This window comes from Caulobacter sp. FV1ye13L (genome assembly GCF_058681155.1).
The window spans coordinates 3,160,642-3,186,042 of sequence record NZ_CM178732.1; the positions used below are offsets into that span (position 1 = coordinate 3,160,642).

Here is a 25,401-nt window from a genome sequence, read left to right on the forward strand (position 1 = left end):
TCCGGCCGAATTGAGGCGGGTGATGCGCGGATCATTCATCAGTTTTGAAGGCGGGGAGGGGGCTGGAAAGTCGACCCAGATCCGTCGCTTGGCCGACCGCCTGACAGCGGCCGGCTTTGACGTTGTGCTGACCCGCGAACCGGGCGGCAGCCCTGGCGCCGAGACGATCCGCGACCTTCTGGTGAACGGCGACGCCGACCGCTGGTCGCCCGTGACAGAAACGCTTCTCATGTACGCCGCCCGCCGGGATCATCTGGAGCGGGTCATCCGTCCGGCCCTGGATCGCGGGGCGATGGTGCTATGCGACCGCTTCGCCGACTCCACTCGCGCCTATCAGGGCGCTGGCGGAGATGCCCCGGCTTCCCTGATCGCGGCGCTTGAGGATCACGTCCTGGCCGGCTCCATCCCTGATCTGACCCTGATCTTTGATATTCCCGCCACGATTGGCCTCGATCGTGCGGTGTCACGCGGCGGCGCGGCGCGATTTGAGTCCAAGGGGCTGGATTTTCATGAGCGTCTGCGGGCCGGATTTCTGGCGATCGCCCAGAAGGAGCCCGGGCGTTGCGCCGTGATCGACGCCAACGGCACGCCTGACCTGGTGTTCGAGTCGGTGTGGGACGTGGTTTCGACCCGCCTGAGCCTCTGAAATGGATGCGCCTCCGCACCCACGCGATGTCTATGGGCTAGACGGTCTCGGGGCGGCCGAAGCGTCTTTCCTTGACGCTCTGGGGCGCGGGCGTCTGCATCACGCCTGGCTGCTGGTGGGCCCCGAGGGTGTAGGAAAGGCGACCCTGGCCTATCGCATGGCCCGGCGCCTGCTGGGCGCGCAGCCCGACCCTTCCCACGGCCTGCTCGGCGCGGCCCCCTCTGATGTGGTCAGCCGACAGGTCGCCGCCCGGTCACATCCTGATCTTATGGTGCTGGAGCGCGCCACCGACGACGGCAAGGCGCGCAAGTCCATCCCGGTCGACGAGGCGCGGCGCTTGCCCGAGTTCTTCGCCAACTCGCCTGCGATCTCGCCCTATCGCGTGGCGATCATCGACGCCGCCGACGATCTGAACGTCAACGCCGCCAATGCGGTGCTCAAGACGCTTGAGGAACCGCCCGCGCGGGGTGTGATCCTGTTGATCAGCCATGCGCCCGGCAAGCTGCTGCCGACGATCCGCTCGCGCTGCCGCCGACTTGTTGTGCCCGCACCGGGCGTGGAGGCGGCGACGAGCATGGTCGAGCAACGGGCTGGGCTGGCGCATCGAGACGCTGAGCGCCTGGCCCGCATGGCGCATGGCGCGCCGGGCAGGGCGCTGCAACTGGCTTCCTGCGGCGCTCTGGCTATGGACGACGCCGCCAGCGAGATTCTGCGAGGCCTGCCCGCCATTGACGAAGGCGCCTTGCTGGCCATGGCCGACACCTTTCGCGGCGGAGAGGGCGCCGCGCGCTTCGAACTGCTGTTCGAACGCCTGGCCGATCAGGTTCACGCCATGACCACCCGCCTGGCGACGACCGGGTCTTCGCCTGCTCTGGATCGTTGGGCTGCTGTCTGGGAGCGCCTGTCGCGCTGGCCCGGGGAAGCCGAGGCCATCAACCTGGATCGCGCCGATGTTTTCTGGAGCGCCATCTCGGACTTGCGCGCAGCGGCCAGGACGGCGATGTGAGCCGCATGCTCATCGACAGCCACGTCAATCTCCACGCCCACCAGTATGACGAAGACCGCGACGCGGTGATCGCCCGCGCCCGCGAAGCCGGGATCGGCCTGATGGTCACCATCTGCGACAAGGTTTCGTCATTCGAAGCGGTCCACGCCATCGCCATGGCCGAGCCCGACATCTGGTGCACGGTCGGCACCCATCCACACGAAGCCAAGGAAAACCCTGACCTTTCGGTCGAGGCTCTGGTCTCGCTGGCCAGCCGGCCGCGCGTCATCGGCATCGGTGAATGCGGCCTGGATTTCCACTACGACTTCTCACCCCGCGATGTGCAGGCCCAGGTGTTTCGCACCCACGCCGCCGCCGCCCGTCAGACAGGCCTGCCGCTGGTCGTGCACACCCGCGAAGCCGACGAAACCATGGCGCAGATCCTCGAAGAGGAGCATGCGCGGGGCGCGTTCAAGCTGCTGATGCACTGCTACACCAGCGGTCCCGAACTTGCGGCCCGCGCGGCGGCCCTGGGCGCCTGGTTCTCCGTTTCCGGCATCGCCACGTTCAAGGCGGCTGAGGAGGTCAGGGCGATCATTCGCGACATGCCCGCTGACAGGATCATCGTTGAGACCGACTGCCCCTACCTCGCGCCCGTGCCGATGCGCGGCCGTCGCAATGAGCCGGCCTATCTTCCCCATATCGTTGACAAACTTGGCGATATTCGCGGCTGGGCGCGCGCCGAGACCGAAGCGCGCACGGAGGACGCCTTCTTCGCCCTGTTCGACACGATACCGCGGCCATGACGGGCCAGCTGGAATTCACGATTTTGGGTTCAGGCTCCTCTGGCGGCGTGCCGCGAGCCGACGGTGATTGGGGCGATTGCGATCCGGCTGACCCGCGCAATCTGCGAACGCGCTGCTCGCTCCTTGTCCGTCGGAAGGGGGAAGGCGGCCCGCTCTCCGAGACGACCGTCGTCGTCGATACGTCGCCTGATTTTCGTCTCCAGGCCGTAGCGGCCGGCGCTCGGCGCATGGACGCAGCACTCTTTACTCACGACCATGCCGACCAGGCGCACGGGATCGACGATCTGAGGCCATTCTTCCTCAATCAACGTCGGAAGATCCCGACCTATATGGATGAAGCCACGCATGCCGGGCTGATCCGTCGCTTCGAGTATGTGTTTGAAACGCAAGGCGGATATCCGGCCATATGCGAGCCCAGACCATTGCCGTCACACGGCGTAGCCTGGAGCCTGGACGGGCCGAGCGGTGAGATTCCGGTCCAGAGCTTTGACCTCGATCATGGCAATATCCGATCTGTCGGATTCCGGTTCGGCGGCGTGGCCTATACGCCCGATGTGGTGGCCATTCCCGAGGAGAGTTGGCCCGCATTGACGAACCTGGATGTCTGGATCGTTGACGCCCTGCGCTGGACGCCGCATCCGACCCACGCCCATGTCGATCGGACCCTTGAATGGATTGCCCGCGCCAAGCCGCGCCGCGCGATCCTGACGAACCTTCATATCGATCTGGACTTCAATCAGTTGTCGTCGAAGCTACCCGTCGGCGTAGAGCCTGCGTTCGACGGCATGCGCGTGGTCATCTAGCCGCCTGCGGTTCCACGCGGTCCGCTTTCGACGCGTGGAATGCACTCGCCGCTCGTTCTGGCGCCTGCGATGGAAGTGTTGCAATTCATCGCTAAGGCGAGCCCATGCAAAAACCTGTTCTGCCTGTTCATGGTGGTCCGCGCGCCCGGGCCTTGAAGGTCGTACCTTTCCTTCTTGGCCTGATCGCGACGCCGCAATCTCCGTTGCAAGCCCACCCTGGCCACGCCGTCCGGCCGGTGGCGCCCAAGGCGCAATCCCACCGACCCGTGGACCCTCAGAACCGACGATGGCTGGCTGGCGACCACCACGTCCACAGCTGGTTCAGCGTTGGGGTCAAGCCGGCGTCCGATCCTTCCCAACCGCCAGAGCTGATCAAGGCCGGCGACGCCAGCAATCCCATCACGACCAACGCCAGCATGGCCGTCAGGCACGGCCTGTCCTGGATGGTCGCGACCGACCATGGCGGGCCCAACCATTCGAAACTGAACCGGGACGAAGCCTATCCCGAACTGCTCCGGGCCCGGCGCATGACCCCTGAACTGCTGCAGTTCTGGGGCATGGAACTCGACACCCCTGCAGCCGAGCATTCCAGCCTGATCCTTCCCCGGTCAGCTTCGGAACGCGACGTGCTGTTCGGGATAGAGAGCCGGTACAATCGGCGTGAGCCCTGGCCGGCGGATCCCGCCCGCGACGAGGAGGCGTTCATGCTGGACGCCCTGCGCCACATGCAGGCGCTGCCTCAGCCACCCGTCGTCATCGCCAATCATCCGTCCCGCTCCGCCACCGGGGTCGGCCGCTATGGTCTGGTGTCACCGTCTGAACTGCGCGCCTGGAACGACACAGCGCCCGAGGTCGCCGTGGGCATGGAAGGCGCGCCCGGACACCAGGCCACCAGTCTGAAGCCGGATGGCGCCATCGATCCCAAGGGTGATCGGGGTGGCTATTCGCGAGCGCCAACCATGGGCGGCTTCGACCAGATGACGGCGCGGCTGGGCGGTTTCTGGGACTCCATGCTGGGCGAGGGGCGTCGCTGGTGGATCACCTCCACCTCGGACTCCCACCGACACTATACGGACGGCGGCAGCGACTTCTGGCCCGGCGAATATTCCAAGACCTACGTCAAGGCCGAGCACACCTATGACGACGTCCTGGACGGTCTGCGCCACGGCCGGGTTTTCGTGACCCTGGGGGATCTGGTCTCCGAGGTGGAGGTGACCGCCACGACGGCCGATGGCGCTCGACGGGCCGAGATCGGCGGACGGCTGGAGGTTGACCCTGGCAGCGACGTGACGGTCATCATCCGTGTACGCGACCCGGCGGGCAAGAATTTCGGCGGCCATTCGCCCGATGTCGCGCGGATCGACCTCATCCAGGGCGACGTCCAGGGACCGACGGCGGATCGTAACCGGGATTCCAACCCGACCACCCGGGTCATCCGCAGCTTCTCGCCCGGCGCCTGGGCGCGGGAGCGTGAGGTTCTGTCCATGACCTATGTGCTGAAGGACGTTCGGCGATCCAGCTATGTTCGCGTGAGGGGCACGAACGGTTCTGAGGTCGAGCCGCAACCGGATCCGCTGGGAGAAGACCCCTGGTCCGACCTGTGGTTCTACGCCAACCCTGTCTTCATCACCGTCCGGTGAGCCGCGCCCGCGGAACGATACCCAAGCGCGGTGAAGCGCTTTCGTAGCGCTCCGTCACAGAGGTCCTCAGTCCGACGCCAGCGTCAGCGCAATCGCCGCGACAGCCTCCGGCAAAGAAGCTGTCGGTGTTCCGGCCATGCTGCTGGTCAGGCGACCGTCAGTTGACCCCGGACGACGCCCTCTATGATCGGGCCTGTTGATCGCGGGAGCCGGCGGCCGTGACCTTGAAGAACACCGCTGCAGCGGCAGTGCAGACGATGCCGACGATACTGGTGGCATAGGCGCTGGCGGTGAAGAATCGCAGCCAGTCCAGATCGACCATCGCGAAATTGCGCCAGACCAGCAGGGCGACGCTTCCCAGATAGCCCGACGCGTCAGCCAGATAGATCAGGAAGCCTGCAGTGCCGACCTGGCCGCTGAAGGCGATCATCCGATCAAACAGCATCGCGTTGAAAGGCGTGTAGGCCATGTAGAGGCCGGCGCCCGTCAGGATCATCCAGGTCAGTGGCGACAGCAGGTGGGCCTGGAAAGCCAGGGTGGACCCGCCCAGCAGCACGAAGCCGGCCAGGATCACCGCGTGCATGACCAGCAGCGCCCGGAGATTGTCGCGAACCACGATCACGGCGGCCATGACCACCAAGGCGATGGCCGCGACGGGCAATTCGCTGGCGGTGAAGACGCTCGAGGCCCCGCCAAAGCCCATGGCGCTCCAGATCTCGGCGGCGAAGTTGTCGCGGAAATCGCGGAACGCGGTCAGCAAAACATAGGCCAGAACCAGCAGCACCACGCCGGGGCCATAGGCGGCCATGAAGGCCCGACGCTGGTCCTTGTCCATCGGCTGCCGTCGAACGCGCGCGGCCTCATCGTCGGCGCTGGGCGGGGGGAGTTGGGTCAGGGCCCAGACCGATACCGCCAGAAGCGGCATGAAGAGCACGCCGGTGGCGGCGGGCATCCAGAAGGGCGTGAGGTGGTGCTCGACCATCAGCCACTTGCCGACCGACTTCACAACGCCAGAGGACAGGATAAAGCTGGCGCACAGGATCGCGCCCAGCACCTCCGATGTCCGCCGGCCCTCCATGTAGCCAAACACCAGGCCCCAGATCATGCCGAGCGGCAGGCCGTTCAGAAACAGGGCTCCGACGTTCCACGGGGCAGGCGTGACCGCGAACAGGACCAAGGCCAGCCAGGACAGACCGATCAACGCCAGGATCGCCTGTCCCCGCCGCGCGGGCGAGATCTCGGAAATGACCTTTATCCCGATCATCTTTGAGATCGCATATCCGGCGACCTGGGCCAGCACCAAGGCTATCTTGTAGTCTAGGACGAACGCCCATCCGTCGACGGCCCCGAACGTCGCGGCCGCAAACGGCTTCCGGAAGGCGTACATCGAGAAGTAGGCGCAGAAACCGGCCAGACCGGCGAAGAGCGTGAAGGCGAACGGGTGCGCTCGCTCAAGCCAGCGTGGCGAAATCGTCATTGAAAATCCCCCGATATAGAGTTTGGTCTATACCAATTTCGTGGCGGTTCGGTGACGTTCGCCTTTGGAGCGGGGCTATGTCGAGATTGTTCTTAAGGCGTCTTGGCTCGTGGGCGCGAGGGCTGAGCGTGGAGGGCCCAACTTTACCTCCCGTATCGCCGCGCCTGCGAGAAAATGAAGCGTCTCCCGCTAATGCGTGACCTGGTCGGGCCGATGCTCGAATCCTGTTGAACGGGAGGATGAGAACCAAGGCGCATGTGGTCAAGTAACTGGATCAGACCCTCGGCGAGCCCGCAGGGCCATAGCGGGAACTTCACGAAAAATTCGTCGAAATAGCAGCGCAATTGGTCTATACCAAACGGCGGGCAGATTCTGGCGCTGTCATTGTTTTAGCGATGTTTCTGGCGAGGTGCGGCTGGCGCTGCGCCTGTTCCGGGCAGCGAAAATCGCGTCGGCAGCCCCTAATCTGGCTGAGTCGTTCGCTCGTGATCCAGGGCGTCCCCTTGGAGGCAAAAGGTAACCATGCGGCAGGAAAAATTCGATCTGGCCGTAGTCGGTGCGGGCATTGTGGGACTCGCTCACGCCTTGGCGGCCGTCCGGCTGGGCAAGCGCGTGGTCATCGTCGACCGCGACTCCCAGGCGAACGGCGCGTCTGTGCGCAATTTCGGCTTTGTGACGGTCACGGGCCAGGCGCGGGGCGAAGTCTGGTCGCGCGCGCGGCGGTCTAGCGCCGTTTGGGACGAGGTGGCCGCCGCCGCCGGTATCCCGATTGTTCAGCGCGGCCTGACCGTTCTCGCTCGACGCCCTGAGGCCAAGGCGGTCCTGCAGGCCTTCCTTGAGACCGAGATGGCCGAAGGCTGCGACTGGCTCGATGCCGGTCGGTTTGACGGCCGACTCCCAGCCAGCGCGAGCGGGCAGGGAGCCTTGACCAGCACCGGGGATCTTCGCATCGAGTCTCGCGAGGCAATCCCGCGCCTGGCCCATTGGCTTGAGACGGCTCACGGCGTGACCTTTCTGCGCGGGGTGGCTGTGTACGGCGTCGAGACGGGACGACTGGAAACGGGAGCCGGTGACATTCTCGCCGACACCATCGTGGTCTGTCCGGGCGATGACCTCAGCACGCTGTTTCCGGGCGCTTTCGCCGGGGCTGCGGTCACACGCTGCAAGCTGCAGATGCTTCGGCTTGCCGATCCGGGGTGGCGGTTGCCGTCGCCGGTGATGTCCGACCTCAGCCTGGTGCGCTATCTGGGCTATTCGGCTCTGCCCCAGGCTGGGGCGCTGCTGGAGCGACTTCAGGCGGAGCAACCCGAGCACCTGGCGAACGGCGTGCATCTGATCGTGGTGCAAAGCGCTGATGGCTCGCTGGTGGTCGGCGACAGCCACCACTATGCGGCGACACCAGACCCCTTCAGCCACGAGCATGTCGACCGGCTGATCCTCGATGAGTTCGCCGCAGTGTTTGGTCAGGTCGCGCCGTCGGTCGTCGAACGTTGGACGGGGACCTATGCGTCTGGACACGGCCATAGCCTGGTGGAAGCGCCGATGAGCGGCGTCCGTCTGGTGACGGTCACGAGCGGAACCGGGGCCTCCACGGCGTTTGCCCTGGCTCAGGATGTCATCGCCGACCTCTACGACCTCGAAGCTGGAGACCTGACATGACGCTGAACGCTATCAAGGCGGTTGTCTTTGACTGGGCCGGCACCGTGATCGACTTTGGGTGTCGGGCGCCGGTTGTGGCGCTGATCCAGGTATTTGGCGACAACGCCGTGAAGATCACCGACGCCGAGGCCCGGATCGACATGGGCAAGGCAAAGCGCGATCATATTCGCGCCCTGCTCGCCATGCCGCGCATCGCCGGGTGCTGGCGGGAGGCGCACGGCGTTCCCGCGACCGAGGACGATGTTTCGCGCCTGCACGACGCGGTGGAGCCGATGATGCGAGCGGCGGCCCGTGACGCGGCGCTACTTATTCCAGGCGCAGCCGAGTTGAGCGCGCGGCTAAGATCGGATGGCGTCCGGATCGGCTCATGCACGGGCTACACCCGAGCCATGATGGCCGATATTCTGCCATTGGCCGCCGAGCAGGGCTACTCGCCCGACGTCGTCGTTTGCGCTGGCGAGACGAGGGAAGGGCGCCCCTCGCCTTTGATGATGTGGAAGGCTCTGGTCGAATTGGGCGCCTGGCCAGCCGGTGCGTGCGTCAAGATCGATGACGCCACAGTGGGCATTGACGAAGGACTCGCTGCGGGAGCCTGGGTGGTGGGCCTATCGGCTTCCGGCAATGGAGTGGGTCTTTCCCGAGAGGCGCTTGCCGCGCTTTCGCAGGGTGAGCGCGATCGGCGTATCGCCGCCGCTGCGCAGGCGCTCGGAAGGTCAGGAGCGCACTATGTGGTCGAGAGCGTAGCCGATCTGGGCCCGGTCTTGGATGACATCGCGGCGAGGATCGCCGCCGGCGAGACGCCGGCCAAGCGCGTTCTGCCTTGAGCCCGCTAGGATCAGGGACAAACGCAGCCCTGAGGCGTCCTATCGGCGCTGCCTCCAACTGAATTCGTCGAGCAAGCGACGATGAGCCTGGTCGCTCATTGGCCGCCGTCGCGCCATTTGGCGTCCCCGGCAGGATTGTGCGTTTGCCAGTCGGGGCAAATCACAGTGGGAAGGATGTGAAACTAAGGAGCGTGGACGATGAGGGCGGACAAGGCGCGACGTGGGGCCCTGTTGAGTGTGGTCTTGGTCAATGGGCTTCTGGCCGCGACGGCCACCTGGGCCGCGTCCGCGACGTCAATCGAAGGCAAGGCGGCCGTGCAATTCAACGCCGTCGCCCACGATCGCGCGCAGCTGCGCCTGTTCCTGAAAAACATGCCCAAGGGCGGCGACCTGCACAACCACTTGTGGGGCGCGCCCTACGCAGAGGATTTCCTGGCCTGGGCCGGCGCGGGTGGCCAGTGCCTGACCACCGGCGCGAAACCGGAGATCGTGACGAGGCCCTGCGACGGTCCGGGAAGGACTTCGGCCAAGGATCTGGGGCGGCGCGATCCGGCCCTCTACAACCGGGCGATAGACGCCTTGTCGATGCGCAACTACGTGCCCGGCGCTGAAGGGGCGGCGGCTTCCGGCCATGACCAGTTCTTTTCGACCTTTGGCAGGTTCGCTGCGTCAGCCGTAAGCAATATGGGGCCGATGATCACGGTGACCCGAGACTATGCCGCCGGTGATCGTGTCATCTATGTCGAGAGCTCTGCCAATCCAAACGCCATGCGGGCCTTCGCCGTCGCGGGACAGGCTGATTGGAACGGCGATTTCGAGGGCGCTTTCGCGCGACTGGCGCCCGGACTTGCGCCCATGGTCGCAGAGGTTGGGCGTGAGATGGACGCCGCTCTCGCCGATGCCGACCGACGCCAGGGCTGCGCACCGGGCGTTGCCGCCAAGGTGGGGCCATGCGGCGTGATGCTTGGCTTTCAGCCTTTCGTCGAGCGGGCCCAGCCGCCGGGCTTTGTCTTTGCCCAGATGCTGGCGGCCTTCGCCCTTGTCGAGGCCGACCCTCGCTTCGTAGGGGTCAACATCGTCAATCCCGAGGACGACCCGATCTCGCTGGCCGACTATTCGCTGCATATGCGGATGTTCAGGTTCCTGGCCGCCCGCTATCCCAAGGTGCCGCTGTCCCTGCACGCTGGCGAACTGACCCTGGGCCTGGTCCCGCCCCGCGACCTCACTTTCCACATCCGCGAAGCCGTCGAGGTCGCCGGCGCCAAGCGGATTGGCCATGGTGTGGATATTGCCTACGAGGACGACGCTGAGGAGCTCCTGGCGCGCATGGCCCGCGATCGCGTGGCGGTAGAGATCAACCTGACCAGCAACGACGTCATCCTGGGCGTAAAGGGCGCCGATCACCCCATCGCCCTCTATCGTAAGGCCGGGGTGCCTGTGGTGTTGTCGACCGACGACGAAGGCGTCTCGCGCATCGACATGACGCACGAGTACCTGCGGGCCGCCACTGAGCATGGCCTGCGCTATACTGATCTCAAGGGCATAGCCCGCGACAGTCTTGAGTACGCGTTCCTGCCCGGTGCCAGCCTCTGGATCTCGAAGGGTGTTCGCGTTCAGGCCTGCGCAGAGACCGGAGAGGCTTGTGACGCGTTCCTGGCCCAAAGCGTCAAGGCGACGGCGCAGTGGAGGCTCGAGCAGGATTTCGAAACTTTCGAGCGTTCGTTCAGCAATCGCCAGGGCCCGAGCCGCTCAAAATCTGGATTTACGCTAAAGCGCGCGCAGTAGAATTCTGTTCTCGAGGTTTCGGTTTGGACCTAGGCGCCGACGCTGCGTGCTTGTCACCTAAAGCAGCAATCCAAACAGCCTGCAGTCACGCCGTTCACCGTCGCGATGTATATGGCCCTTGAGATAGCCTTCGGGCTCGAAGCCCAGCCGCTCCAGAAGACGCTCGGCGCGGGTGTCTCCCACATGGGTTCGGGCGATCAGTCGCTTGAGGCCGATCGACGCGGCGTGGGCCAGTAGTGCGCTAACGGCCTCCAGGCCATAGCCCTGGCCCCAGCCATCGCGGGCGACCATGAACCGCAGCTCTGCGCGATGATGCCGTTTATCAATATCAATCAGTTCGCAATAGCCCAGGAAGGCATCGGTTTTCGACTGGCGGATCGCCCAGTAATGGGCCTTGCCCTCGTCCATTTCGGCGACCTGGGCGATAACGCAGGCCTCGACCTCTTCAGGGTCATCGATCGGGGCCTGATCCCAGTGGGCCATGACCTCGGGATCGCTGAGGAACGGATAGACGTGCGGCGCATCCGACGGTGTCAGCGGCGCCAGGGTCAGTCGCTCGGTTTCAAGGATCATTTAGGGTTTTGGCTTCGCGCTGAGGTCTTGAGTTGACGGGCGTCCTTCCCAGCTATGGCGTGAGCGCGCCGCTAGTGGTAGAGGGGCCGCTTCGTTTTTCACGGCGGAACGTCCCGTCGCCCGGATCGAGATCAGTTTACTCATGCTCATCGGCATCCTGCTCGCCATCAACATCGTCGTCTGCCTCGGCCTGATCGGCGTGGTTCTGCTGCAGCGTTCGGAGGGGGGCGCTCTGGGCATGGGAGGTGGCAACACCGGCTTCATGACGGCGCGCGGCGCGGGCGACCTGCTGACGAGGATCACCTGGATCCTGTTCTCCATTTTCCTGGTGATCAGCCTGGTCCTGACCATCCTGACCGGCCGCATGGGCGGTGCCTCGGCCGTGGATCGCCTCAACATCGACAGCCTGGACACCAAGACGCTGAACGCGCCGATCACGCCGCCGGCGCCCGTCGGCCAGGCCCCCGGGACCGCCCGGCCGGGCGCCATCCAGGCCCCGACCCCCAGCATCAACCAGCCGCTGACTTCGCAACCGGCCCCCGCGCAGCCTTCCGCGCCGGTTCCGGCCCCTGCCCAAACCCCGGCCCAGTAAGCGTTTGCAGCGAAAGCTGTTGATGAACGTCGGTCTTTTCGACGCGATCGCCGAATCGCGAGTAATCTGAGCGCCCATGACCCGGTACATCTTCATCACCGGCGGCGTGGTTTCCTCGCTTGGAAAAGGCCTCGCCTCCGCAGCGCTCGGAGCGCTCCTCCAGGCTCGTGGCTACAAGGTCCGCCTTCGTAAGCTCGACCCTTACCTCAACGTCGATCCCGGCACGATGAGCCCGTATCAGCATGGCGAGGTCTTTGTGACCGACGACGGCGCCGAGACGGACCTCGACCTTGGCCACTATGAGCGCTTCACCGGCGTTTCGGCGACCAAGGCCGACAACATCACCACCGGCCAGATCTACAAGACGATCATCGAGAAGGAGCGCCGCGGCGACTATCTGGGCGCGACCGTCCAGGTGATTCCGCACGTCACCAACGAGATCAAGCAGTTCGTGCTGTCGCCCGCCATGGACGAGACGGGCGAGAAGCCTGTCGACTTCGTGCTGGTCGAGATCGGCGGCACGGTCGGCGATATCGAGGGGCTGCCGTTCTTCGAGGCGATCCGCCAGCTGCGCCAGGACCTGCCGCGCGGCCAGAGCTGCTATGTCCACCTGACCTTGCTGCCGTTCATCAAGACGGCCGGCGAGATGAAGACCAAGCCGACCCAGCACTCCGTCAAGGAGTTGCGCTCGATCGGCATCCAGCCCGACATCCTGCTGTGCCGCTGCGAGCAGGAAATCCCGGTCGAGGAAAAGCGCAAGATCGCGCAGTTCTGCAACGTGCGGCCCAGCGCCGTTATCCAGGCCATGGATAGCTCGTCGATCTATTCTGTGCCGATCGACTACCACCACGAGGGGCTCGATGCGGAGGTGCTGGACGTCTTCGGCCTGCAAGACGCGCCCAAGCCGGACCTGAGCCGCTGGGAAGCGATCGAGGAGACCGTCAATCACCCCGATGGCGAAGTGACCATCGCCGTGGTCGGCAAATATACCGTCCTGAAAGACGCCTATAAGTCGCTTATCGAAGCGCTGCATCATGGCGGCCTGGCCAACAGGGTGAAGGTCAATCTCGACTGGGTCGAGAGCGAGACCTTCGAGGGCGATCCCGGTGCGGCTGCGGCTCGCCTGGAGAATGCCCACGCCATCATGGTGCCCGGCGGCTTTGGCGAGCGGGGGGCGGAGGGCAAGATCCGCGCCGCCCAGTTCGCCCGCGAACGCAAGGTGCCGTATTTCGGCATCTGTTTTGGCATGCAGATGGCGGTCATCGAGACCCTGCGGAACGTGGCCGGCATCAAGGACGCCTCGTCCAGTGAATTTGGCCCCACCGACCGTCCGGTCGTCGGGATCATGACCGAGTGGATCAAGGGCAACGAGACCGTCCAGCGACGCTCTGGCGACGACCTGGGCGGCACCATGCGCCTGGGGGCGTTCGACGCGGTTCTGACGCCCGGCAGCAAGGTGGCCCAGATCTACGGCGACACGGCCATCAGCGAGCGCCACAGGCACCGCTACGAGGTCAATATCGGCTACAGCCACCGGATGGAGGAGTCCGGACTGAAGCTGACCGGTCGTTCGCCTGACGGCGTGCTGCCCGAAATCGTCGAACGCGAGGACCATCCGTGGTTCATCGGCGTTCAGTTCCACCCGGAACTGAAGAGCCGTCCGTTCGCCCCGCACCCGCTGTTTGCGAGCTTCATCGCGGCCGCCAAGGAGCAGGGCAGACTGGTCTGAACAGGCGTGTTGCATGTCTGAAGAGATTCAGGCATAAGCGCGCCCTCACACGGCGGCTTGGGTTATCCCGAGTCGCCGTCTCTAATTTTCACGCTCAGCGCGCAGAGTCACTTCGATGGCCGTTCCCAAAAGAAAAACTTCGCCTTCTCGCCGGAACATGCGCCGGTCGCACCACGCCTTGGGCGCAAACTCCTTCGTGGAAGACAAGGACTCGGGCGAACTGCGTCGCCCGCACCACGTCGACCTGAAGACGGGTCTGTACAACGGCAAGCAAATCCTCACCCCCAAGGAAGACTAAGGTCTCTCCTTCACGGCTGTGAATTCGAAGACGCCGCCAGGGTTCGCCCCGGCGGCGTTTTTCGTCATGGCTGTCTAAAAACGGTGTTATTCTGAGCGGACCACGGGAGGTCCGCCCATGCTCACACGCCGAATTTTAGCGGCGGGACTGGGGCTGTCGTTTTTGCCTCAAGTCGCTCTGGCTGAGCAGCCTGAGCGGGCGCTCACGCCGCCGCCTGAACCTGTCCTGATCCTCGATGCCTCTCTCGACCTCGACGATCGCCTGACCGTCCCGGTGAGGGTCAATGGCCAGGGACCGTTCGACTTCGTGGTCGATAGCGGTGCGGATCGCAGTGTTCTGTCCGCGCCGTTGGCCGATCGACTGGGCCTGGCCCAGGGGCCCAATGTGCTGGTTCACGGGGTGGGCGGTTCGCAGCTCACTCGTACCGCCAGGGTTGGCGAACTTGTTGTCGGCGATACGCGGCTCTCCGGCGTCAATCTTCCCGTCCTGCCGCCTGAACGCGTCGGCGCCGACGGCCTGCTGGGCGTCGATATCCTGGAGGGCCGCAACGTGATCATGGACTTCCGCACGCGGAAGCTGGAGATTCGCCGCAGCCGCTCGTCCCTCGATTTCGTCCGGTTGCCCCGCGAGGTCTCGGTCATGGCGGATGATCGCTTTGGCCGCCTTACGGTCGCCGACTGCAGGGTGGCTGGGGCCAAGGCCCTGGCCTTTATCGACTCTGGCGGCGGGGTCAGCATCGGTAACATGGCCTTGTCCCGCGCCATTGCCACCCGCCGGCGCCGTCATGACGATGTGAGGCCAGCCCGGTTGTTGACGGCGTCCGGTGAGATTTCCGTCGGCGAGTACCGCATCGCGCCATCCCTGACGCTGGGCGATCTGCGCATGACCAATGTGCCGATCGCCTTCGCCGACCTCCACATTTTCGATATCTGGAGACTCAATGATCGGCCGGCCTTGCTGCTGGGCGTCGATATCCTGAGACTGTTTTCAAGGGTCGAGCTCGATTTCGGCGCGGGGCGGGTATTGTTCCGCATCGGCGGGATGACACCGCCCCGCATCCTCAGCGCCTGATCCTATTGGCTGCGTCCCCGGGCCTGGATCTGGGCGCGCCTGGCCTCTACCGCCGCGGGTGTGACTTTGCGATTGTGGGCGCTGGAACGCTCATGCTCGATTTCGAGGCCCTTGCGGAAGGAGCGGTCAAAGCCGTCGTCGATCAGGCTCTTGTAGAATGACAGGGTCTCCACCGGGATCGACGCCATGTCGGCTGCAAGCTTGAGCGCGGTCGGCATCAACTCGGCGGCCGGAACCACACGATTGACCAGACCCCATTCCGCCGCGGTCGTGGCATCAATGAAATTGCCGGTCAGTGAAAGCTCCTTGGCGCGATAGATCCCGATCAGGCGCGACAGCTTTTGCGACAGCCCCCAGCCAGGCATGATCCCGACCCGGGCGTGGGTGTCGGCGAAACGGGCGTTCTCGGATGCGATCAGCACATCGCAGGCCAGCGCCAGTTCGAAGCCGCCGGTGATGGCGACCCCATTGATCGCGCCGATGACCGGCTTGCGACACAACTCGATCGCTTTCACCGGATTGGTTTCCGCGCCCTGGTCATTGGCCGCACTCATCGCCCTTGGGTCGCTGCCCAGCTCCTTGAGATCCAGTCCGGCGGTGAAGGCCTTCTCGCCGGCGCCGGTCAGCACGACCACACTGATCGCCGGGTCGGCGTCCAGCTCGAACATGACGGTATGCAGCATGGCCCGCAGGGCCTTGGACAGGGCGTTCATGGCCTCTGGTCGGTTCAGGGTGACAATGGCGATCGGGCCGCTCTTCTCGACGGTCAGCATGGCGTACTCCTCTTATGACCAACGATCAGTCGTCATCCCGAGGGAAGTCAAGTTGCGCCGCAGCGCGGTCGCGGCTAAGGGTCCCGCGCCTTTCGCCTTGAGGAGCTGCCATGACCGAGATCGTCGACATCATCGCCCGCGAAATTCTCGATAGCCGGGGCAACCCGACGGTTGAGGTCGACGTGATCCTGGAAGACGGCGCCTTTGGCCGCGCCGCCGTGCCCTCGGGCGCCTCCACCGGTGCTCACGAAGCGGTCGAGAAGCGCGATGGCGACAAGAGCCGCTATCTAGGCAAGGGCGTTTTGCAAGCCGTTGACGCCGTGAATGGCGAGATCTTCGACGCCCTTTCCGGCGTCGATGCCGAAGACCAGCGCCGGCTCGACAATCTCCTGATCGATCTGGACGGCACCCCGAACAAGGCGCGCCTGGGCGCGAATGCGATCCTGGGTGTTTCGCTGGCGGCCGCCAAGGCCGCCGCCGAGTCCGCTGGTTTGCCGCTCTACAAGTACGTCGGGGGCGTCAATTCGCGCGTGCTGCCGCTGCCGATGATGAACATCATCAACGGCGGCGCCCACGCCGATAATCCGATCGACATCCAGGAATTCATGATCCTGCCGACCGGCGCGGCCAGCTTCAGCGAAGCCCTGCGCATGGGCGCCGAGATCTTCCATGGCCTGAAGAAGGCTTTGAAGGACGCCGGCCACAACACCAACGTGGGCGACGAAGGCGGCTTCGCGCCCAACCTCGGTTCGGCTGAAGACGCCCTGGCGTTTATCGTCAAGGCCGGTGAGGCCGCAGGCTACAAGGCGGGTGATGATTTCGTCCTGGGCCTCGACGTCGCCGCCACCGAGTTCTTCAAGAACGGCAAGTACGAGCTGGAAGGCGAGGGCAAGAGCCTGGATCCCGCCGGAATGGTCGACTACCTGGCTGGCCTGGCCGCCAAGTTCCCGATCCTGTCGATCGAGGACGGCATGTCCGAGGACGATTTCGAGGGCTGGAAGCTGCTGACCGAAGCCTTGGGCAAAAAGGTTCAGCTGGTCGGTGACGACCTGTTTGTGACCAACCCCAAGCGCCTCCAGATGGGCCTGGACAAGGGCCTGGCCAATTCGATCCTGGTGAAGGTCAATCAGATCGGCACGCTGTCGGAAACCATCGACGCCGTCGATCTGGCTCACCGTGCTGGCTATACCAGCGTGATGAGCCACCGCTCGGGCGAGACCGAGGACTCGACCATCGCCGATCTCGCGGTCGCGCTGAACTGCGGGCAGATCAAGACCGGCTCGCTGGCCCGTTCGGACCGGCTGGCCAAGTACAATCAACTGCTGCGCATCGAGCAGATGCTGGACGATCAGGCCGTCTATGCGGGGCGATCGGCTCTCAAGGGTCGTTGATCGACCCTAAAGCGTGAACTTCAGGAGGGCGCGGCTTCGGACAGGAGCTGCGCCTTTTCCTTGACGCCATAGCCCGTGATGGCGCGACAGGCGGGATCGCCCGCCGAGCCGCCCTCCGGCGCCTGTCACATGGCCCGGACCGAAAGCGCGCGACGATAGCTATCCAGCCGTGTCCTCCCTCTCAGAGGGTTCTGAAGATGGTCGTGTTCAGGGCAGTGATCAGCCCGCCGGCCAAGGATGGCGATTCTCGGGCGCAAGCGGTCAGCACGCCGTCTGCAGGAGGTGCCCCGGATCAGACGCTCTCATTTTTTCTATAAGCCCCTCCCGGAAGGGCTCCGGCGGCGTAACGCTTGTCTTCGCGGGTGCGAAATAAGCGCTGCGATGCGGTATCTAGATGCCGGTGAAACGATCTCAAATGAAAGCATCGGGTGGGGGCGGTCCTCAGAACGCAGACGCACTTCGTGAGCCCTTATTCAGAAGGCGTTAAGCACGATCTGAGACCCTGAGAATCCCCTCCCGGGATTCTCAAATGTTCGCCCGACTGCAACCGATCCTGCCGACCGCGGCGATCCTTTTCCTGATCTTCTACTTCGTGTTTCACGCCCTGACCGGCGAGCGCGGGCTATTGTCGACGTCTCAGCGCAATGCAGATCTTGCGGCCAAGACGAAGGAGCTCAAGAAGATCCACGCTGAAAGGATGGACCTGGAGGCTCGGGCTCGTCTATTACGCAGCGGCAGTCTGTCGGCCGATCTTCTGGAAGAACGCGCACGTTCTCTCCTGGGATATGCCGACCCGAGGGACTACGTGATCCGTACCAAGCGCTAGCGCTTTCGGAACACGGCCGACGGCGCGGACTGGCGATGGTTCTCCGGCTCATCCGATCCGGGAGCGATCTGGGCGTGACATGTGGAACACTTCCTTCGCGGAACCGACGACGACTTCGGCGGGACGTGCTCTGGGATGAAGGCCGCGATGAAGGTTGGCCAAGGAGAGTTGAATGGCGCGAACGCGCAAGGGTGAAGCTTCCGAGGGTAAAGCGGGTGACACCGGTGTCAACGCTTTCGTCGGCAAGGACGAGCTTCTGAAGTTCTATCAGGACATGCTGCTTATCCGCCGCTTCGAGGAGCGCGCGGGCCAGCTGTACGGCATGGGCCTGATCGGCGGGTTCTGCCATCTCTACATCGGTCAGGAAGCCATCGCGGTCGGCATGCAGTCGATCCAGCAGAAGGGCGACCAGATCATTACGGGCTACCGTGACCACGGCCACATGCTGGCCGCCGGCATGGATCCCAGGGAAGTCATGGCCGAGCTGACCGGTCGCGCAGGCGGTTCGTCGCGCGGCAAGGGCGGCTCGATGCACATGTTCGACATCGAGACCGGCTTCTACGGCGGCCACGGCATCGTCGGCGCCCAGGTCGCGCTGGGCACGGGTCTGGCGCTGGCCAATCACTACAAGGGCAATGGCAACGTCTCTTACGCCTATTTCGGCGACGGCGCGGCCAACCAGGGCCAGGTCTATGAGAGCTTCAACATGGCCCAGCTGTGGAAGCTGCCGGTCGTGTACGTGATCGAGAACAACCAGTACGCCATGGGCACCAGCGTCGAACGTTCGGCGTCGGAAACCGCCTTCCACAAGCGTGGCGTCTCGTTCCGGATTCCGGGCGAGGAAGTCGACGGCATGGACATCGTCGCCGTGCGCGAGGCCGGCGCGCGCGCCACCGAGCATGCGCGAAGCGGCCAGGGCCCGTACATTCTTGAGATGAAGACCTACCGCTATCGTGGCCACTCGATGTCGGATCCGGCCAAGTACCGCACCAAGGAAGAGGTCGACGAGGTCAAGCACACGCGCGATCCGATCGATCACATCAAGGAGCGCCTGGCCAAGGTCGGCGTCACCGAGGACGATCTGAAGGGCATCGACGCCGAGGTGAAGCGCATCGTCGCCGAAGCCGCGGAGTTTGCCCGCACCAGCCCTGAGCCGGATCCGTCCGAGCTGTACACCGACGTATACCTGGAGGCCGCCCAGTGAGCGTGGACATCCTGATGCCCGCCCTCTCACCCACGATGGAAGAGGGCACGCTGGCCAAATGGCTGGTCAAGGAAGGCGACACCGTCAAGGCCGGCGACGTGATCGCCGAGATCGAAACCGACAAGGCGACGATGGAAGTCGAAGCCGTCGATGAGGGCGTCGTTGAGGCTATTCTGGTTCCCGGCGGCACTGAAAACGTCAAGGTCAACACGCTGATCGCTCGCCTGAAAGGCGAAGGCGAGGCGACCTCGGCGGCTCCGGCTCCCGCCGCCCAGGCTGCTCCGGCCGCCGCCGCGCCTGTCGCGGCGACTCCTGTCGCCAACGCCGGCGCCTCGACCTTTGCCGATCCGGAGATCCCGGCCGGCACGCCGATGAAGAAGATCACCGTGCGCGACGCCCTGCGCGACGCCATGGCCGAAGAGATGCGCCGCGACGACCGCGTGTTCCTGATGGGTGAGGAAGTCGCCCAGTACCAGGGCGCCTACAAGGTCAGCCGCGACCTGCTGCAGGAGTTCGGCGCCAAGCGCGTCATCGACACCCCGATCACCGAGCACGGCTTTGCCGGCATGGGCGTCGGTGCGGCGATGGCCGGCCTTAAGCCGATCGTGGAGTTCATGACCTGGAACTTCGCCATGCAGGCGATCGACCACATCATCAACTCGGCCGCCAAGACGCTCTACATGTCGGGCGGCCAGATCAAGTCGTCGATCGTGTTCCGCGGCCCCAACGGCGCAGCCAGCCGCGTCGGCGCCCAGCACAGCCAGGACTACGCGGCCTGGTACGGCAACGTTCCCGGTCTGAAGGTCATCGCGCCCTATGACGCGGCTGACGCCAAGGGCCTTTTGAAGGCTGCTATCCGCGACCCGAACCCGATCGTCTTCCTCGAACACGAGATGATGTACGGCATCGAATTCGACATCCCCGATGTCGAGGACCACGTCGTGCCGATCGGCAAGGCCAAGGTCCGCCGCGAAGGCACGGACGTCACCCTGGTGGCCTACAGCCGCATGGTCGGCTTCTGCCTGAAGGCCGCTGAAGAACTGGCCAAGGAAGGCATCTCGGCCGAGGTCGTCGATCTGCGGACCATCCGTCCGATGGATCACGAGACGATCCTGCAGAGCGTGAAAAAGACCAACCGTCTGGTCACGGCCGAGGAAGGCTGGGGCCCGATGGGCGTCGGCGCCGAGATCGTCGCCCGCATCACCGAGCACGGCTTCGACTACCTGGATGCGCCGCCCCTGCGCGTGCACCAGGAAGACGTGCCGCTGCCCTATGCGGCCAATCTGGAAGCCCTCTCGCTGCCTTCGGTCGAGAAGATCGTCTCGGCAGCCAAGAAGGTCTGCTACCGCTGATGAAGACCCGGCTCACGTCTGGCGGGATGGCGGCGATCGCTGCATACCTGTTGGATGTGAGCCGTTTCGATTCCGGCCAAGAACAACACCTCGCCCCGGCGCGAGATCGCGCGGACGACGGCCCGGCCGACAACGTCCCGAACGCTTGAGGAAGAAGCTCAATGTCGATCGACATCCTGATGCCCGCCCTGTCGCCCACCATGGAGGAGGGAACCCTCGCCAAGTGGCACGTGAAGGTGGGTGACACCGTCAAGGCCGGCGACGTGATCGCCGAGATCGAAACCGACAAGGCGACGATGGAAGTCGAGGCCGTCGACGAAGGCGTGGTCGAGGCCATCCTGGTCGACGCCGGGACCGAAAACGTCAAGGTCAACGCCCTGATCGCCAAGCTGACCGGGGAGGGCGAAAGCGCCGCTCCGCCGCCCGCAAAAGCGCCCGATAAACCAGACAGCGCCAAACCTGATAATGCGCCGGTTGCGACCGCACAAACTGCACAAACCGCACAAACCGCACAATCGGCCGCGCCGGTCGCGGATGGCGCACGCGTGCTGGCTTCGCCGCTGGCCCGACGCCTGGCCGCCGCCGCGGGTCTGGATCTGAAGACCGTCAAGGGCAGTGGCCCGCATGGCCGGGTGGTCAAGGCCGATGTCGAGGCCGCCGGCAAGGGCGGCGCCGCGCCGGCCAGATCCGCCCCGGCCGCTTCGGCTCCCGCCGCCGCCGCCGCTGCGCCGCGCCAGGTGCTGTCGCTGGAGCAGATGGGCATCCCCGCCGGCTCCTACGACCTGGTTCCGCTGGACGGCATGCGCAAGACCATCGCGCGCCGCCTGACCGACAGCTTCCGCGACGTGCCGCACTTCCCGCTCACCATCGATCTCGAGATCGACGGCTTGCTGGCGGCGCGCGGCAAGATCAACAGCCTGCTGGCGGATCAGGGCGTGAAGGTGTCGGTCAATGACATCATCATCAAGGCCGTGGCCGTGGCCCTCAAGCGCGTGCCGGAGGCCAACGCCTCGTACACGCCCGAAGGCATCGCCATGCACAAGCACGCCGATATCGCCGTGGCCGTGGCCATTGACGGCGGCCTGATCACCCCGATCGTCCGCGCCGCCGAGACCAAGGGCCTGGCCCAGATCTCGGCCGAGGTGAAGGACCTGGCGGCCCGCGCCAAGGCCAAGAAGCTGAAGCCCGAGGAATTCCAGGGCGGCACCTTCTCGGTCTCCAACCTGGGCATGTTCGGCATCAAGGCCTTCGCCTCGATCATCAACGAGCCGCAGGGCGCGATCATGAGCGTGGGCGCCGGCGAGCAGCGCGCTGTGGTCAAGAACGGCCAGTTGGCTGTGGCCACCGTGATGACCGTGACCCTGACCTGCGATCACCGCGTCGTCGACGGCGCGATCGGCGCCAAGTTCCTGGCGGCCTTCAAGCCGCTGATTGAAGAGCCGCTGACCCTGATCGTCTGATCATCGGAAAGGGCAGGGAGAGCGCCATGTCGGTCTATGACTACTCGGCCAAGACGCTGGACGGCCAGGACGTGAGCCTGGCCGACTATCGCGGGCAGGTTCTGCTGATCGTCAACACGGCCAGCAAGTGCGGCTTCACCCCGCAGTATGAAGGCCTTGAGGCGCTTTACCGCGACTACAAGGATCGCGGCCTGACCATCCTGGGCTTTCCCTGCAACCAGTTCGGGTCCCAGGAGCCCGGGAACGCCGAAGAGATCGCCAGCTTCTGCTCGCTGACCTATGACGTGACCTTCCCGATGCTGGCCAAGATCGACGTCAACGGCCCTTCGGCCCATCCGCTCTATGCGTTCCTGAAGAAGGAACAGAAGGGCGTGCTGGGCACCGAGGGCATCAAGTGGAACTTCACCAAGTTCCTGATCGGCCGCGACGGCGAAGTCGTCGAGCGGTTCGCTCCCACCACCAAGCCCGAAGACCTCAAGGTCGCGGTCGAGGCGCTGCTCTAATTCTCCCGGATCGGCTTGCAGGCCGATCGATCGAGGCCGCCCGGCTCCCCTCGGGCGACGTTCAAGCTAGGGTAAGAACACCATGTCCACGGAATTCGATGTCGTCGTCATCGGCGCCGGTCCTGGCGGCTATGTGGCCGCGATCCGCGCCAGCCAGCTGGGCCTGAAGACGGCGATCGTCGAGCGCGAAAACCTGGGCGGCATCTGCCTGAACTGGGGCTGCATTCCCACCAAGGCCCTGCTGAAGTCCGGCGAGATCTTCGAGCAGCTGTCGCATCTGGACAGCTACGGCCTGTCGGTCGAGAAGCCGTCGTTCGACTTCAGCAAGATCATCGAGCGCTCGCGCGGCGTGGCCAAGACCATGTCGGGCGGCATCGCCTTCCTGATGAAGAAGCACAAGATCGAGGTCATCGAGGGCGAGGCCAGGCTCGAAAAGGGTGCGCCGGCTCCCAAGGTCGTCGTGGCCCTGAAGGCCGGCGGCAGCCGCACGATCCAGGCGAAGAACGTGATCCTGGCCAGCGGCGCGCGGGCCCGTAACATCCCCGCCATCGGCGCGGTGTCGGACGGCGACAAGGTCTGGACCTATCGTGACGCCCTGGCGCCGAAGACCATGCCCAAGTCGCTGGTCGTGATCGGCTCGGGCGCCATCGGCATCGAGTTCGCCAGCTTCTATCGCGCCCTGGGCGCTGAGGTTACCGTCGTCGAGGCCGTCGACCGCATCATGCCGGTCGAGGACGCCGAGGTGTCCAAGGCCGCCCAGAAGGCGTTCGAGAAGCGCGGCATCAAGTTCCGCATCGGCGCCAAGGTCACCAAGATCGACAAGACCGCCACGGGCGTCTCGGTGTCGGTCGAGGTCGGCGGCAAGGCCGAGCAACTGACCGCCGAGAAGTGCATCGTCGCCATCGGCATCGTGCCCAATACCGAAGGGACCGAAGCGGTCGGCCTGACCACCGATCGCGGCCATGTCGTCACCGGCAAGCACGGCGAGACGAACGTTCCGGGTCTCTTCGCCATCGGTGACGTCGCCGGCGCGCCCTGGCTGGCGCACAAGGCCAGCCACGAAGGCATCCACGCCGCCGAGTTCATCGCCGGCTACAAGACCCCGGCCGTCCATTCGCCGATCCCGGGCTGCACCTATGCCAACCCGCAGGTCGCCTCGGTGGGCTACACCGAAGCCGCCGCCAAGGCCGCCGGCATCGACGTCAAGGCCGGTCGCTTCCCGTTCAAGGTCAACGGCAAGGCCGTGGCCGCCGGCGAGACCGAGGGCTTCGTCAAGGTGGTGTTCGACGGCAAGACCGGCGCCCTGATCGGCGCTCACATGATCGGCCACGAAGTCACCGAGATGATCCAGGGCTTTGTGACCGCCATCACGCTGGAAGCGACCGAGGAAGACCTGCACGGAATCGTCTACGCTCACCCGACCATGTCGGAAGCCATGCACGAAGCCACGCTCGATGCGTATGGACGGGTGCTGCACATCTAGGGACCTGAATGGCGCGCGCGACGGCCAAGACGACCGACAAGCCGGCCCCGGCTGGGATCAAGGCCGCGGCCAAGACCAGGAAAGGGTCGAAGACCACCCTTTCGGAGGCCAACCTCGCCGATCTGGGCGCGGAGCGGCTGGCGACGATCCTGATGGATCTGTCGGTCGACGGCTACGTCAAGCGCGCCCTGCGGCTGGAGCTGTTCGCCGAGGCCAGTCCCGAAGGTCTGGCGCTGGAGATTTCCAAACGCCTGGCGGCCATCGCCAAGGCCACCTCGCGCATCCACTGGCGCAAGCGCGCCGCCTTCGCGCGCGATCTGGATCTGCACTTTCGGATGATCCAGCGTCTGGCGGAAAGCGATCCCAAGGCCGCCCTGACGCTGCTGATGGATTTCCTGGACCTGGCCGGTTCGGTCTTTGACCGCATCAGTCAACCCGAGGGGCCCATCGGCGAGGTCTTTGTCGAAGCGCGGGACGCGGTCGGCGACATCGCCCTGAGCGCCAAGGTCGCGCCCGTCGATCTGGCCGACCGGGTGGCGCGGCTGATCCTGTGCGACGACTATTTCGTGTTTGGCCCGCTGGTGGCTGTCGCGGCCCCGTCTCTGGGCGTGGCCGGTCAGGCGCGGCTGGGCGAGCGCCTGCAGGCCGCCCTGACCCAGCGCCCCGCGCGCTCGGCCGGCGCCTATGACGCCAAGGCGTCGGTGGTCCGCGACGCCCTGCGCAGTCTTGCCGACATCAATGGTGACGTGGGGGCCTTTGTCGCGACCTTCAGCGAGACCCAGCGGCGGTTTCCCGCCATCGCCGCCGAGATCGGGCGTCGCCTTCTGGCCGTCGGCAAGGCGGGGGAGGCCCTGGCCGCTCTGGAGGCCGCCGCAGCGACGGTCAAGCCGCGCGGCCTGCTGTCGGTGCGCGCCGAGCCCGACGATCCGGTCGAGCGCGCCGCCTGGGAGGATGTCTATCTCGAGGCGTTACAGGCCAATGGCCGCCAGGACGAGGCTCAGGGCCGGCGCTGGGCGGCCTTCGAGGCCACCCTGTCGATCCCGAGGCTCAGGGCGTTCCTGAAGGGCCTGCCAGACTTTGACGACGTGGTCGCCGAGGATGACGCCAAGACAATCGCCGCCGAGTTTCCGCGCTTCGAGGCCGCCCTGGCCTTTCTGATCGAATGGCCGGATCTGGCTGCAGCGGCGCGACTGATCATCAACCGTCACGGCGCGATCAACGGCGCGGACGAAGACCTGCTGACCGCCGCCGCGCGCCGTCTTGAAGGCGCCTATCCGCTGGCCGCGACCCTCTTGCTGCGGGCCATGATCCGCAATGTGCTGACATATGGCGTCGCGGGCCGCTACAGGGCTGCGGCCCAGCAATGGCTGGAGATGGAAAGCCTGGCGCCGATCATCGCCGATTTCGGCGAGTTCCCGGACCACGAGACCTTCATGGCCGACCTGCGGGCCATGCATGGCCGCAAGCAGGGCTTCCGCGCTGAACTGGAAGCCCTGGGTGGCGTATTCTAGGCAGATCTGT

At 65.1% G+C, this 25,401-nt stretch carries 24 protein-coding genes; 21 read left to right on the forward strand and 3 right to left on the reverse strand.

Annotation, left to right across the window (positions count from 1 at the left end; genetic code table 11):
- The first annotated feature begins 19 nt into the window (after positions 1-19).
- From tmk to ACW176_RS15395, 5 genes are all read left to right on the forward strand, one after another.
- The gene (tmk, locus tag ACW176_RS15375; RefSeq protein ID WP_492109756.1) at positions 20-646 is read left to right on the forward strand and encodes a dTMP kinase; all 627 of its coding nucleotides are present in this window, start codon (positions 20-22) and stop codon (positions 644-646) included.
- 1 nt (position 647) lies between these two features.
- The gene (locus ACW176_RS15380; RefSeq protein WP_492109757.1) at positions 648-1,652 is read left to right on the forward strand and encodes a DNA polymerase III subunit delta'; all 1,005 of its coding nucleotides are present in this window, start codon (positions 648-650) and stop codon (positions 1,650-1,652) included.
- Entirely contained in the window at positions 1,649-2,437 is a 789-nt protein-coding gene (locus ACW176_RS15385) for a TatD family hydrolase (protein ID WP_492109758.1), read from the forward strand. The genes ACW176_RS15380 and ACW176_RS15385 overlap by 4 nt, the downstream gene beginning before the upstream one ends.
- Positions 2,434-3,240 carry an MBL fold metallo-hydrolase gene (locus ACW176_RS15390; RefSeq protein WP_492109759.1) on the forward strand — a complete coding sequence of 269 codons (807 nt, stop codon included), beginning with the start codon at positions 2,434-2,436 and terminating at the stop codon, positions 3,238-3,240. Before ACW176_RS15385 ends, ACW176_RS15390 begins: the two co-directional genes overlap by 4 nt.
- A 152-nt stretch (positions 3,241-3,392) precedes the next feature.
- Complete coding sequence (locus ACW176_RS15395; RefSeq protein ID WP_492111947.1) at positions 3,393-4,880, forward strand: CehA/McbA family metallohydrolase domain-containing protein; 1,488 nt, start codon at positions 3,393-3,395, stop codon at positions 4,878-4,880.
- Between the two features lie 181 nt (positions 4,881-5,061).
- Here ACW176_RS15395 and ACW176_RS15400 read toward each other — a convergent pair whose 3' ends face one another.
- Positions 5,062-6,357 carry a DUF5690 family protein gene (locus tag ACW176_RS15400; RefSeq protein ID WP_492109760.1) on the reverse strand — a complete coding sequence of 432 codons (1,296 nt, stop codon included), beginning with the start codon at positions 6,355-6,357 and terminating at the stop codon, positions 5,062-5,064.
- 522 nt (positions 6,358-6,879) lie between these two features.
- Between ACW176_RS15400 and ACW176_RS15405 the strand changes: the two genes are divergently transcribed.
- The 3 genes from ACW176_RS15405 to ACW176_RS15415 all read left to right on the forward strand — a co-directional run bounded on the left by ACW176_RS15405 (position 6,880) and on the right by ACW176_RS15415 (position 10,625).
- Positions 6,880-8,016, forward strand: coding sequence for a TIGR03364 family FAD-dependent oxidoreductase (locus tag ACW176_RS15405; protein WP_492109761.1), 1,137 nt, complete (start codon positions 6,880-6,882; stop codon positions 8,014-8,016).
- Positions 8,013-8,840, forward strand: a complete 828-nt coding sequence (gene phnX / locus ACW176_RS15410) for a phosphonoacetaldehyde hydrolase (RefSeq protein WP_492109762.1) — start codon at positions 8,013-8,015, stop codon at positions 8,838-8,840. The genes ACW176_RS15405 and phnX overlap by 4 nt, the downstream gene beginning before the upstream one ends.
- Positions 8,841-9,038: 198 nt before the next feature.
- Positions 9,039-10,625: an adenosine deaminase family protein gene (locus tag ACW176_RS15415; protein ID WP_492109763.1), complete on the forward strand. Its 1,587-nt coding sequence runs from the start codon at positions 9,039-9,041 to the stop codon at positions 10,623-10,625.
- A gap of 57 nt (positions 10,626-10,682) precedes the next feature.
- On the opposite strand, the gene ACW176_RS15420 is transcribed toward ACW176_RS15415, so the two are convergent.
- Positions 10,683-11,198: a GNAT family N-acetyltransferase gene (locus ACW176_RS15420; RefSeq protein ID WP_492109764.1), complete on the reverse strand. Its 516-nt coding sequence runs from the start codon at positions 11,196-11,198 to the stop codon at positions 10,683-10,685.
- Between the two features lie 142 nt (positions 11,199-11,340).
- On the opposite strand from ACW176_RS15420, the gene secG reads away from it, so the two are divergent.
- The 4 genes from secG to ACW176_RS15440 all read left to right on the forward strand — a co-directional run bounded on the left by secG (position 11,341) and on the right by ACW176_RS15440 (position 14,888).
- Positions 11,341-11,790 carry a preprotein translocase subunit SecG gene (gene secG / locus ACW176_RS15425; protein WP_492109765.1) on the forward strand — a complete coding sequence of 150 codons (450 nt, stop codon included), beginning with the start codon at positions 11,341-11,343 and terminating at the stop codon, positions 11,788-11,790.
- 76 nt (positions 11,791-11,866) lie between these two features.
- The gene (gene pyrG, locus ACW176_RS15430) at positions 11,867-13,519 is read left to right on the forward strand and encodes a CTP synthase (protein WP_419317147.1); all 1,653 of its coding nucleotides are present in this window, start codon (positions 11,867-11,869) and stop codon (positions 13,517-13,519) included.
- A gap of 115 nt (positions 13,520-13,634) precedes the next feature.
- The gene (gene rpmF / locus ACW176_RS15435; RefSeq protein WP_007671126.1) at positions 13,635-13,817 is read left to right on the forward strand and encodes a 50S ribosomal protein L32; all 183 of its coding nucleotides are present in this window, start codon (positions 13,635-13,637) and stop codon (positions 13,815-13,817) included.
- A 162-nt stretch (positions 13,818-13,979) separates the two neighbouring features.
- Positions 13,980-14,888, forward strand: coding sequence for a retroviral-like aspartic protease family protein (locus ACW176_RS15440; protein ID WP_492109766.1), 909 nt, complete (start codon positions 13,980-13,982; stop codon positions 14,886-14,888).
- A gap of 2 nt (positions 14,889-14,890) precedes the next feature.
- Here the strand turns inward: ACW176_RS15440 and ACW176_RS15445 are convergent, their stop codons facing one another.
- Positions 14,891-15,661: an enoyl-CoA hydratase gene (locus ACW176_RS15445; RefSeq protein ID WP_419317143.1), complete on the reverse strand. Its 771-nt coding sequence runs from the start codon at positions 15,659-15,661 to the stop codon at positions 14,891-14,893.
- A gap of 110 nt (positions 15,662-15,771) precedes the next feature.
- On the opposite strand from ACW176_RS15445, the gene eno reads away from it, so the two are divergent.
- The 9 genes from eno (at position 15,772) to ACW176_RS15490 (ending at position 25,391) form a co-directional block, all read left to right on the forward strand.
- Positions 15,772-17,052, forward strand: a complete 1,281-nt coding sequence (eno, locus tag ACW176_RS15450; protein ID WP_419255280.1) for a phosphopyruvate hydratase — start codon at positions 15,772-15,774, stop codon at positions 17,050-17,052.
- Positions 17,053-17,581: 529 nt separating this feature from the next.
- Positions 17,582-17,878, forward strand: coding sequence for an FtsB family cell division protein (locus tag ACW176_RS15455; RefSeq protein ID WP_419255281.1), 297 nt, complete (start codon positions 17,582-17,584; stop codon positions 17,876-17,878).
- A 172-nt stretch (positions 17,879-18,050) separates the two neighbouring features.
- On the forward strand, positions 18,051-19,082 hold the full coding sequence (gene pdhA / locus ACW176_RS15460; RefSeq protein WP_419255282.1) for a pyruvate dehydrogenase (acetyl-transferring) E1 component subunit alpha: 1,032 nt from the start codon (positions 18,051-18,053) through the stop codon (positions 19,080-19,082).
- A gap of 14 nt (positions 19,083-19,096) precedes the next feature.
- The gene (locus ACW176_RS15465) at positions 19,097-20,434 is read left to right on the forward strand and encodes a pyruvate dehydrogenase complex E1 component subunit beta (protein ID WP_492111948.1); all 1,338 of its coding nucleotides are present in this window, start codon (positions 19,097-19,099) and stop codon (positions 20,432-20,434) included.
- Positions 20,434-20,583: a hypothetical protein gene (locus tag ACW176_RS15470; protein WP_492057415.1), complete on the forward strand. Its 150-nt coding sequence runs from the start codon at positions 20,434-20,436 to the stop codon at positions 20,581-20,583. Before ACW176_RS15465 ends, ACW176_RS15470 begins: the two co-directional genes overlap by 1 nt.
- Before the next feature lie 12 nt (positions 20,584-20,595).
- A complete protein-coding gene (locus tag ACW176_RS15475) occupies positions 20,596-21,894 on the forward strand; it encodes a pyruvate dehydrogenase complex dihydrolipoamide acetyltransferase (protein WP_492109767.1) in 1,299 nt (432 codons plus the stop codon).
- 26 nt (positions 21,895-21,920) lie between these two features.
- Complete coding sequence (locus ACW176_RS15480) at positions 21,921-22,397, forward strand: glutathione peroxidase (RefSeq protein ID WP_492109768.1); 477 nt, start codon at positions 21,921-21,923, stop codon at positions 22,395-22,397.
- A gap of 82 nt (positions 22,398-22,479) precedes the next feature.
- Entirely contained in the window at positions 22,480-23,880 is a 1,401-nt protein-coding gene (gene lpdA, locus ACW176_RS15485; RefSeq protein WP_492109769.1) for a dihydrolipoyl dehydrogenase, read from the forward strand.
- 8 nt (positions 23,881-23,888) lie between these two features.
- Positions 23,889-25,391, forward strand: a complete 1,503-nt coding sequence (locus tag ACW176_RS15490) for a DUF6880 family protein (protein WP_492109770.1) — start codon at positions 23,889-23,891, stop codon at positions 25,389-25,391.
- The last annotated feature ends 10 nt before the right edge of the window (positions 25,392-25,401 follow it).